This is a genomic window from Arthrobacter rhizosphaerae (genome assembly GCF_023062595.1).
In the GTDB taxonomy this organism is placed as follows: Bacteria; Actinomycetota; Actinomycetes; order Actinomycetales; family Micrococcaceae; genus Arthrobacter; species Arthrobacter rhizosphaerae.
Window position 1 is genome coordinate 330751 of sequence record NZ_JALLAN010000004.1, and the last position, 10897, is coordinate 341647.

The 10897-nt window shown below is 62.1% G+C and carries 8 protein-coding genes and 1 pseudogene; 3 read left to right on the plus strand and 6 right to left on the minus strand.

All coding sequences use genetic code 11. The features are described from left to right. Nucleotides 1-355: 355 nt before the first annotated feature. Nucleotides 356-2431, plus strand: coding sequence for a DUF6807 family protein (locus MU551_RS08140; RefSeq protein ID WP_247042331.1), 2076 nt, complete (start codon nt 356-358; stop codon nt 2429-2431). On the opposite strand, the gene MU551_RS08145 is transcribed toward MU551_RS08140, so the two are convergent. From MU551_RS08145 to MU551_RS08165, 5 genes are all read right to left on the minus strand, one after another. Further along, a complete protein-coding gene (locus MU551_RS08145) occupies nt 2422-3690 on the minus strand; it encodes an MFS transporter (protein WP_247042332.1) in 1269 nt (422 codons plus the stop codon). The genes MU551_RS08140 and MU551_RS08145 overlap by 10 nt on opposite strands. A gap of 71 nt (nt 3691-3761) precedes the next feature. Then, the gene (locus MU551_RS08150) at nt 3762-4379 is read right to left on the minus strand and encodes a Poxvirus protein I5 (RefSeq protein WP_247042333.1); all 618 of its coding nucleotides are present in this window, start codon (nt 4377-4379) and stop codon (nt 3762-3764) included. A 27-nt stretch (nt 4380-4406) separates the two neighbouring features. After that, the gene (locus MU551_RS08155; RefSeq protein ID WP_247042334.1) at nt 4407-5324 is read right to left on the minus strand and encodes a carbohydrate ABC transporter permease; all 918 of its coding nucleotides are present in this window, start codon (nt 5322-5324) and stop codon (nt 4407-4409) included. Beyond that, the gene (locus tag MU551_RS08160; RefSeq protein ID WP_247042336.1) at nt 5321-6274 is read right to left on the minus strand and encodes a carbohydrate ABC transporter permease; all 954 of its coding nucleotides are present in this window, start codon (nt 6272-6274) and stop codon (nt 5321-5323) included. Before MU551_RS08160 ends, MU551_RS08155 begins: the two co-directional genes overlap by 4 nt. A 48-nt stretch (nt 6275-6322) precedes the next feature. Continuing rightward, a complete protein-coding gene (locus MU551_RS08165) occupies nt 6323-7606 on the minus strand; it encodes an ABC transporter substrate-binding protein (RefSeq protein ID WP_247042338.1) in 1284 nt (427 codons plus the stop codon). A 181-nt stretch (nt 7607-7787) separates the two neighbouring features. Between MU551_RS08165 and MU551_RS08170 the strand changes: the two genes are divergently transcribed. Continuing rightward, nucleotides 7788-9893, plus strand: a complete 2106-nt coding sequence (locus tag MU551_RS08170) for a beta-galactosidase (RefSeq protein ID WP_247042341.1) — start codon at nt 7788-7790, stop codon at nt 9891-9893. Between the two features lie 293 nt (nt 9894-10186). Here MU551_RS08170 and MU551_RS08175 read toward each other — a convergent pair whose 3' ends face one another. Then, nucleotides 10187-10405: a hypothetical protein gene (locus tag MU551_RS08175; protein WP_247042343.1), complete on the minus strand. Its 219-nt coding sequence runs from the start codon at nt 10403-10405 to the stop codon at nt 10187-10189. Between the two features lie 236 nt (nt 10406-10641). On the opposite strand from MU551_RS08175, the pseudogene MU551_RS08180 reads away from it, so the two are divergent. After that, nucleotides 10642-10897 (plus strand): annotated as a pseudogene (locus MU551_RS08180) (hypothetical protein); the annotation flags it as partial.

A 10897-nucleotide genomic window follows, 5' to 3' on the forward strand; every position in this document is an offset into this window, starting at 1 on the left:
GACGAGGCTTCCTGCCGGTGTCTTGCGGCTCTTAGACTCTCCAACGTTGCAGAACGTGCGGCTCAGTCGTGGAGGATCACGGTCAGTAAGCGGTTTCTCGAAAATGTAGACCGTTTGGCTTCCTTGGTCAAGGGTGAACATCGGAATCGCCAAATGAACGCCCTGATTGAAGTAAACTGCTGTCACACCGCCTTGGAAAGCGCTTGCCGCGCTAGTGTGTAATAGAGAAAGCCGCGATGCGGAACAGGAAAAGCCGCATTGCGGACTTCCCGGGAAACCAAGCGGAAAATGCAGCACAAAGCGCCTGCTGTGCCCCTCGCGGCAGCAGGTAAAACATCTGACAACGAGGAGAGCCATGGCCCCGTCCGCTCCTGATCCCTCAATTCCCAAGCCCCTGACCCAGACGCAGGGCGCTTCGGATGTTCAGGCCTCCCGCGGAATGGATGAGGTTCCCGCCGGCGCTCTCCGGGTGGCCCTCGTGGGAGTCCATGGCTTTGGCACCCATCACCTGAGGAATCTCAAAAGGCTGCAGGACAAGGGCCTGGTCAGCCTGGTAGCTGTGGCGGATCCGAACCCGCCCGCCGAAGGCGCTCTGCCCGTGGAGACCGCCCTCTTCGGCAATCTGGACGACCTGCTGGAGCGCACCCCCGCCCTGGACGTGGTGATTGTGGCAACTCCCATCCAGACACACGCTGCGCTTGCCCTGGCCGCCCTTACTGCTGCTCATCTTTATCTGGAGAAGCCGCCGGTTGCTTCTTTGGCCGATTTTCAGCGCCTGCAGAGGGCAGCCGAATCGGCCGGGCGCAGTGTCCAAATCGGATTCCAGAGCCTGGGTTCACATGCCCTCGAAGCGATCCGCGACCTCGTTGCCCTAGGCGAGATCGGTGATCTGCTGGGGATTACCGCAACGGGGAGCTGGGTCCGCGACCGCGCTTACTACAAGCGCTCCCGCTGGGCAGGAAAGCGCAGCATCGACGGGATTGATGTTGTTGATGGCGTGGCCACGAACCCGCTGGCACACGCAATCGCCACGGCCCTGCGGATTGCCGATGCCCGCCGGTTTGACGACCTGGTCTCTGTCGAAACTGATCTTTACCGGGCGAATGACATCGAGTCCGACGACACGTCCGTGATCCGCCTCCGCACCGTCACCGGGATCCCCATCACTTGCGCGCTGACGCTGTGCGCCGACGAATCAGTGGAGCCGTACATCACCATCCAAGGCTCTGAAGGTTCAGCTGTTTTCCACTACACCGAGGACCGGCTGAGCGTCCTGACCTCCCACGGGGAGCGCAGGGAAATCTTTGACAGGGATGACCTGACCGAGAATCTTCTGGAACACCTGACGGAGGGCGGTCCGCTGATCAGCCCCCTGGCGGACAGCGGTGCCTTCATGCGCGTCCTTGAGGCGATCCGGACGGCGGAGCCTCCAACCCGGATTGGCGATGAGTTCATCGTCTGGCAGGGTGAAGGCGAGGCCGCGCACGCCGTGGTAATGGGGATCGAGGATGCCCTGGACCGTGCGACTGCAGCCCACGCCACCTTCAGCGAACTCGCTCTTCCCTGGGCGGTGCCCCTGCCTGGGGAACCGGCTGGGGTACTGGCCTTGGAAGGCCAGGAACAGAACGACGGCGGCGTGCTGGCTTCCCTCCGGACTGGCAGCACCCTTGCCGGACGGCTCTCCCCCAGGCCCTACTTGCATCCGGTCCGAACCCTGGCTGGAGTGGTGGTCAGTGACCACCTCCCGTCCGACCACCCGTGGCATCTCGGGGTAGGCATCGCACTCCAGGACGTCAATGGCACCAACTTCTGGGGCGGCAAAACCTATACCCGCAATGCGCGCCGCTATGAGGAACGCGATGATCACGGCACCATCCTTCAAACCGGATGCACTGTGGCCCCCGGCCTCCTGGAACAGGAACTGAGCTGGCGGGCACCCGACGGTGCGGAGCTTCTGCGGGAGCGCCGAAGCACCAAGGCCACGCAAGTTGACCATCGCACGTGGCGATTCGACCTTGAAACCGAACTCACCGCCGTCGTGCCCGCATCCTTGGGTGGCCCTGGTTCCAATGGAGCGGCAGGCAGTGGCTACGGAGGATTCTTCTGGCGGCTCCCGCCGTGCAACGACGTCGCTGTCTTCACCGCCGATCAATCCGGGGAGTCCCTGGTCCACGGTTCTGTATCGCCCTGGCTTGCCTGGACCGGGGATTTCGCCGAGGGGCCTGCGAGCCTTGTTTTCGCCGCTCCCCCTCAGTCCCAGGATCCTTGGTTCGTCCGTGCCGCCGATTATCCCGGCGTCGGCTCAGCCCTTGCTTGGGAACGCCCCGTGGAACTGGCAGCGAGTGAGGCCGTGACGCGGACCTTCACGGTCTGGGTCAGCGATGGCAGGCTGAACGCTGCCGAGGCCGCCGCCTTGAGGGCTCAACTCTGACGCGGATCGCCGCTCCGGCGTCGAAAGTTCCTCCACATCAAAAGCCCGATCACAGCGGCAGACAGCATCCCAAAAGCACCTGTAGCCACTAGCCCTTCCCTGACACCGAACTGCTCGGTCAGCCAGCCTGCCAGGAGGCCGCCAAAAGCGTGGCCGCCGAGCAACAAGGGCAGGTACAAGGCCATCACCCTCCCCCGCACTTCGGGCCCCGCCTCAAGCTGCACAGTCGTTGCTGCGCTCGTGAGGAAGAGCAAGGTCATGAGCCCCACGAGCACCAACATGACGACAAACCACTCCTGGCTCGGCATCAGCGCAGCGATAAGCTGAGCGAGCCCGAACAGCGCCGCCGCCGCAACAAGTCCCGGCCGCCCCAACGATCCCAAGCGCCCGGCGAGGAGTGCTCCGGCCAAGGCACCCACTGCGCTGAACGTATTGAACAGGCCGAAGCCCTGAGCTCCGCTGTGCCAGATGGTGTCGGCGAAGGCCGCGAGCACCACGGGCCCGTTCATTCCGAAGACACCCATCAAGCCTGCCAGCAGGATCACGAGCATCAGGGCAGGTCTCTGCTGCACATGCCGGAAACCTGCCAGGACCTGGCCCCGACCACGCATAGGGGTGGGGATGCCATGAAGTTGAGAAGTCCGGATCCCAGCCACCAAGCCAATAACCGCCAGGCAGATCACAGAGTTGGCGGCGAAAGCAGCGGCCACGCCGGCTTTGGCTATCACCACCCCGGCCAAGGCCGGCCCTACCATCGCGCCCAACTGGTGGATGGCATTGTTGAGCCCGATGGCGGGCCTGAGTGCATCATCACCCACCACTTCGCTGACAAAAACCTGGCGAGCAGGGCCATCCACGGCCGAGGTCACCCCCAAGGCAACACAGCACGCATAAACGGCCCACACCGTGATGGACCCATTGGCATTGAGAACCGCGAGGGTCATGGCCAGGACCGCGGCGATGGACTGGCACACCAACAGGATGCGCCTTTTGGGAAATAGGTCCACCAGAATGCCGCTCAACGGTCCCACCACAAGCATAGGCAAGAACTGCAGCGCTACAGCAAACCCGACGGCGGCCGGGCTTCCGGTGAGCTGAAGTACCAGCCAGTCCTGGGCCAGCCGCTGCATCCATACGCCCGTACTTCCCAGGAACTGAAGGGAGACGAAAAGTCGGTAATTGCGTAAGCGGAGAGGCGTGTACCAGCGCACCCCAATGAGGGAATCAGCTTCGGCGTATTTTGGGCGTTCTGAAGACACTTTGCTCGCTGAGGGGTAGTGAGAGAACAGCCCCGGATGAGGGCCTCTGGTATTAGCTGCTTCGGCTTTGGCTACTTGCGTCCTGCGCGGATCTTCACAGCGGCCGCTGCCAGGACCAAGGCCCCGGGGACCACCATAAAGAGCGCCACGAGCATCCAGACGAACACAACGCACATGAACAGCGCCGCCACCAGGAGCAACGATCCGCTGAAATCACGGAGCGAAACAACCTTCGCCTCGGCCACTGACAGCCGCCAGTCGTGGTGGGTTGACCAGGCTGCCGCAGTCCTCAGCAGGAACACTGCAGCTGCTGTGGCCAGTACCAGCGTGGTGGGCAGGACCACTGTCCGCCCGGGCAGCTGTCCAACTGTTGCCAGCAGCAGATTGAGGACGACGACGGCGGCCCCCACCGCCGTCGTCGTTCCCAATTTCCAGCTGCCAGGCAGCGCAGAACGGAAGGTCCCCCAAAGGGCGCGGACGGAGTCATCCCTTCCGGAAAGGTGCCGTTCGAGGTGGGAGATTCCCGCGGCGTAGGCGGCGGGAATGGTCACAAGCGGAAGGGAAAGGACCAGGACCAAGGCGCCAGTGAGGAGCGCTTCGGCGAAGAGTGCAAAGCGATTGACCGGGATGGGGTCTTCGTGCGGAAGATCATTCCCCTGCCTTGGTCCGGTGCTTTCCATGGTGCTCATCCTAGATCTCCCGGCCTTCAGTTTCCGTCAGCCCTTGAGGCCCTGGGTAGAGACGCCTTCAACGATGTACCGCTGGAACACCAGGAAGAACACCAGCACCGGGAGCAGCGCCAGGACGGACATGGCAATCATCGCGCCGTAGTCAGAGCTCTGGGTCTGGTCCACGAACAGCCGCAGGGCCAGTGGCAGTGGGTATTTCTCCGGGGTGTTGAGGTACAGCAGGGGGCCGAGGAAGTCGTTCCAGCTCCAGATGAAGGAGAATATCGACGTCGAAATCAAGGCGGGTTTCATGAGCGGAAGCATGATCGAACCGAAGATCCTGGCATGCCCGGCGCCGTCGATCCTCGCTGCTTCGTCGAGTTCCGCCGGGAGGTTCCGCATGAATTGGACCATCAGGAAGACGAAGAAAGCGTCGGCGGCAAGGAACTTGCCAACCAGCAACGGGATGTAGGTGTCCACCAGGCCAAGCTGATTGAAGATGATGTACTGCGGAATGATCACCACATGGAACGGCAGCAGCAGCGTTGCAATCATCATTCCGAAGAACATGCTGCGGCCGGGGAACTTGATTCTGGCGAACGCATAGGCCGAGACGCTGGCGGACAGGATGGTCCCCACCACGGCGCCGAGGGCCAGGATCAGCGAATTGGTGAAGAACGTCATGGTGGAGACGCCGCCAATGCCCTCCATCGCCGTAACGAAGTTGTCGAAGCTGAAGTTGCTTGACCACAGTGATGTGTTCGAGCCGCCGATCTCTGCATTCGGCTTGAAGGACGAGGCGATCATCCACAGGGCCGGATAGAGCACCACGGCCGTCACGGCGAGTGCCACGACGTGGAAAATGATGCTCTTGAGCCGCTTGGCACCGGCTGTCTCCGACTTGGGGTTGTAATGCGGCGCCTGTGTATCTGCTACAGACGTTGTTGGGTTTGCTATGGTCGTCATTTCGAATCACCGCTGTAGTGGACCCAGGACTTGGACGTGCGGAAGAAGATCAGGGTGATGATGCCTACAACGATCACCAGGAGCCAGGCCATTGCTGACGCATAGCCCATCCGGAAGTCGCTGAAGCCCCGCAGGTACAGGTAGAGAGTGTAGAAAAGGGTGGAGCCTGCCGGGCCGCCTTCACCATTCGAGATGATGTAGGCGGCGTTGAAGATCTGGAAGGCATGGATGGTTTCCATGAGCAGGTTGAAGAAGATCACCGGAGAGAGCATGGGCCAGGTGATGTTGAAGAACTTCCGGATAGGGCCGGCCCCGTCCATGGACGCAGCCTCATAGAGTTCGCCCGGAATCTGCTTCAGGCCGGCCAGGAAGATCACCATCGGTGCACCGAATTGCCAGACCGTCAGCAGGATGAACATGGGCATGGTCATGGACGGGTTGCCCACCCAGCCGCCCAGGTTGATCCCGAAGAAGGACAGGCTTTGGTCCACAGGCCCGGAGTCGCCGAACATTGCCTTCCACACTATGGCGATCGAGACGCTGGCCCCGATCAGAGACGGCGCGTAGAAAGCTGAACGGTAGAACCCCTGGCCTTTGCGCTTGCTGTTGAGGAGCATGGCGATGGCCAGTGCGGCCGCCAACTTGATCGGCGTACCGAAGACTACGTAGCTTACGGTTACGCCCACCGACTGCAGGAACCGTTCGTCCTGGAACAGCGAGATGTAGTTGTCCAGTCCTATCCATTTGGGTGGTTCGAACAGGTTGTAGTTGGTGAAGGACAGGTACAGCGATGAGATCATCGGGCCTACGGTGAGGGCGATGAATCCCAGCAGCCAGGGCAGCAGGAAAGTATAGCCGGCGCGGGTGTCCGCCCCCCGCTGCCGCGACTTGCGCGGCTGCGGGAGATCGGACGACGTCGAACGCCTGCTCAGGGTTGGGCTTTGAGTCACGAATTCATTCCGTCAGTTGTGAAGCCTGATTGAGACATTCTGCCTGAATCAGGCGTTCTGCTTGATGAGGTCTTCGGCTTCCTTGAACCACGCATCGGCTGCACCATTCACGTCCAGCTTGCCGAAATTCAGGTCTGCGCTGATGCGCTTGAACGAGGCCTCGAGGGTACCGAAACCAACGATGGGGGGCTCGGGAGCGTCCTTGAGGTACTTCTCGATGGACTTCTCGTAGTCAACGACCAGCTTGTCGGTGCCTTCGAACGTGGTGCCGTCGCGCTGGGTCTTCGAGGCAGGAACGCCGCGGGAGGTCTTGAAGATCTGGCCAACCTCAGGATCGTTGACCATGAAGTCGATGAAGCGTGCGGCGGCATCCTTGTTTTTGGTCTTGGCGCTGGCCACCATCAGCATGGAAGGCTTGAGGAACAGGCCCAGGTTGTCAGGATCGTCTGAGGGAACCGGAACAAGCTTGAGCTCCTTGGCACCGCTGTCCCCAAGGTAACCGGCCATGAAGTTGTCCCAGGTGACCTCAGAAGCGGTGGCGTTGGAGCCAAACGCGGACTTGGGAAGGAGCTGCGTGATCCGCTCCTCCGAGATGATGGCGGGAGTGCCACGCAGGTCCGCAACCTTGTTCCACCATTCCTTCAGATCGTCTTTGCTGAACCCGAGCTTGCCATCCTCGGTGAAGGCTTCGATGTTCTGCTGGCGAAGCCAGATGTTGAACATCCACCAAACCGATGTGTAGTCGCTGGAGCCGAAGAGTGCACCGCCGCTCTTGGTGCCTACCTCGGTGAGGAAGGCGTTGTATTCGTCATAGGTCCAGGAGCCGTCCGGCTCTGAAATGCCGAGGGAGGCGAGCTTGGCGGGATCGTAGTAGACCGCGAAGGCGTTGGTGCTGGTAGGAATGCCGTAAGTCTTACCCCTGATCTGGCCAGAGGGGAGAAGCGACTTGTCGAAGGCCGAGGTGTCGATCTTCACGGTGCTGAGGTCCAGGAGCTGATTGCGCTGGCCGTAGTCACGCAGATAGGAGAGGTCCCACTGCATGACATCAGGGAGGCCGCCGCCGGCAGCCTCGGTGGCGCGCTTCTGCCAGTAACCGGCGAAGTCGGTGAAGTTGCCGTTGACCTTGATGTCCGGGTTTTTGGATTCGAAGAGAGCGATTGCCTTGCGCGTGCGCTCGGCGCGGTCGTCGTTGCCCCACCAGGTGTAGTTGATGGTGACGGGGTTCTCAGCAGAGCCGGTCTGCGCGGGCGATGGCTGGCCACAGGCTGCCAGAACAGCGGCTGACGCTGTGCCCAGCGCTACCGTGGTGAGGAAATTCCTTCTGTTGATCATGAGAGCCTCCTTGCTCGATTTGGGTCAGCATGCGTTCGGGTGGTCCCTACAACGGAAGTAGTGAGCTGGCTAACATGCCTTCTGAAACGATACAATATCGGTTATCGCCCTGTTGGGCAAGCGTTTTCCAAAAGATCGAATTTGATAGTTCCGCTTCCGGCGCCACCGACAAAGGAGTCCCATGTCCCGCAAGGAATCCCTCCCATCCATAGCTCTCTGGCGCCATTTCGACGGCATCGCCTACGGTGGCGACTACAACCCGGAGCAGTGGCCGGTGGACGTTCGGCTTGAGGACCTGGACCTCATGAAAGAAGCCGGAGTTACTTTCCTGAGCGTCGGGATCTTTTCGTGGGCTTTGCTGGAACCGCGCGAGGGCGAATACGACTTCAGGTGGCTCGACGAAGTACTGGACAATCTTTCGGCTGCCGGGATCAAAGTAGCCCTGGCCACGGCCACCGCCGCTCCCCCGCCCTGGCTTGTGCACAAGCACCCGGAAATTCTTCCTGTGACCGCCGAGGGAACGGTGCTTGGTCCCGGCTCCAGACGGCACTACTCGCCGTCGTCGGCCGTTTACCGGCGATACGCGACCGGAATCACGCGAGTGCTTGCGGAGCGATACAAGGAGCACCCTGCGTTGGCCCTGTGGCACGTGGATAACGAACTTGGCTGCCATGTTTCAGATTTCTATGGTGACGAGGATGCTGCCGCGTTCCGCCGCTGGCTGGAACGGCGTTATGGAACAATCGAGGCCGTGAACCGTGCGTGGGGCACAGCTTTCTGGTCACAAAATTATGCTTCATTTGAGGAAATTCTGCCTCCGCGGGTGGCTCCGTTCACGCTCAACCCGGGGCAGCAACTGGACTTCAAGCGCTTCAGCTCCTGGGCCTTGATGGACTTTTACCGCGCCCTGGTTGCCGTGCTGCGTGAGGTGACCCCGCATATCCCGGCCACCACCAATCTGATGGCCTCGAGCGCCACGAAATCCCTTGATTACTTCGACTGGGCGCAGGACCTGGACGTGATCGCGAACGACCACTACCTGGTCGCAGCGGATCCGGAATCCCAGGTGGAGCTCGCCTTCAGCGCGGACCTCACGCGCGGTATCGCTGGTGGTGACCCCTGGATCCTGATGGAACACTCGACGTCGGCGGTCAACTGGCAACCACGCAACCGGCCAAAGCTGCCCGGCGAGATGCTGCGTAACTCCCTGGCCCACGTGGCTCGTGGAGCGGATGCCGTGATGTTCTTCCAGTGGCGGCAAAGCTACGCCGGGTCCGAAAAGTTCCACTCCGCCATGGTCCCCCACGGCGGCCGTGACACCCGGGTCTGGCGCGAGGTGGTGGAACTGGGCTCTGCCCTCAAGCGTCTGGCTCCGGTCCGCGGCTCACGGGTGGAGTCCCGTGTGGCCATCGTCTTCGACTACGAAGCTTGGTGGGCCTCCGAGCTGGACTCCCACCCGAGCCAGGACGTGAAGTATCTGGATCTCTTGCGCAGCTTCCACAGGTCCTTGTTCCTGCGCGGCGTGTCCGTTGACTTTGTGCATCCGTCCGCGTCCCTCGACGCCTACGACCTTGTCCTTGTCTGCACGCTATACAACGTTTCGGATGAGTCCGCGGGCAATATTGCGGCCGCTGCAAGCCGTGGCGCAACGGTTCTAGTCAGCTACTTCAGCGGGATAGTTGACGAGCATGACCACGTCCGCTTGGGCGGCTACCCCGGCGCGTTCCGTGACCTCCTGGGAATCAAGATTGAGGAATTCCACCCGCTGCTGGCCGGTGAACAGCTGAAGCTCAGCGACGGTGGGACGGCTTCAATCTGGAGCGAGCACGTTCATGTTGTTGGCGGTGTTCATATTGTTGAGCATGTTCATATTGTTGAGCGTGTTCATGGTGGGGACGGGGATGATGCTGGCAGCGGTGCTGGTTCCGGGACAGCAGAGGTGCTGGCGACGTTTACGGAGTATCCCTTGGACGGCGTTCCGGCCCTTACACGGCGGGAAGTGGGAAATGGGACTGCCTGGTATCTCGCCACGTGCCCGGATGTGGACAGCCTCGGCGCTCTCGTTGACAGGTTGTTGTCCGAATCTGGGGTTTCCCCAGTTGCTGCCTCAGACCAGGGCGTCGAACTGACCAGGCGCCGTCGTGAGGACGGCAAGAGTTTTGTGTTCGCCATCAACCATTCGAGGACAGACGCCTCGGTTTCGGTTTCGGGGATGGAGCTTATTTCAGGCACGCGCTTCGGCGGAACTGTAGCAGCGGGCGCCGTGGCAGTCGTGGCCGAGGACTAGGCCTTTCCTGAACTGGAGCCGTCCGGAGAGTTGGCGTTTTCGGGCTCGACGTTGGGGTTTTTCGGGGTTCGATCGTTCGGGCTTATTTTGTCGGACCCTGCTGGCAGAGTTGTTCCATGGAAGCCGTTGGAGAACACGCCCCGAAGCAGGCCACGCGCCTTGGGCTGTTCTCCAACGCCCGCTTCCAGCAGGATGCAGCATCCAGTTTTGCAGCGCCCACCTTTCCGGGGCTGGCGGGCCTCCGCGCGGTGCCCGCCTCTGCCGCATCCCGACGCGCACTGGTTCCGGAAGAGCTAACCGTCCCCGCAGCGCTGGCTTTGGACGGCGGTGTGTCCGGTGCGGTGGCTGCGAGTCTTGAGCTGTTGGGAACAGCGCGGACGACGGCGGCGGGCGAGCTCGCACTGTCCGGCTTCGCCGACGCGGCGGACTTCGCCGGCCAGGTCGAGGAACTCTCCCGGACCGTGGAATACCTTCAGGTCCTCGCCGCCGCAGCCGTTGACCGCACCCGCCACGAAGCCGCCCGCCCTGAAACTGCCACAGGAGCTGCTTCCGGGAAGGGCTGGACCACCGGCTGGGGCACAGAACCAGTGGCTACCGGGTCTCCCGGACCTGGTGTGCTTGCCGCTTCTGCCGGACCCGGGCCTTCCGGGACCGTGCCTGAGAGGTCTTCAGGTTTTCCTGTGCCTGCCGGTCTGCCGGGCCTGTTGGGGATGGGTGCCGGAATACCGCCGAGTTCCTCCGGGCCCGGCTGCGGATCAGCGCCGCCGAAGCCCGACGCCGCCTGGCCCTGGCCGCCGCGCTCCTGCCCTCCACCGGAATCACCGGCCAAACCGTCCCGCCCGCCCGGGAAGAACTCGCCACCGCCCTCGCCGCCGGGACCATCCCCTCCCGCGCCGCGACCATCATCACCCTTGCCCTCGAACGCGCCGAACACGTCACGGACCCGGACACCCTGGACCGGATGGAACACGCCCTGACCCGCACCGCCACCGCAGAAGACCAGG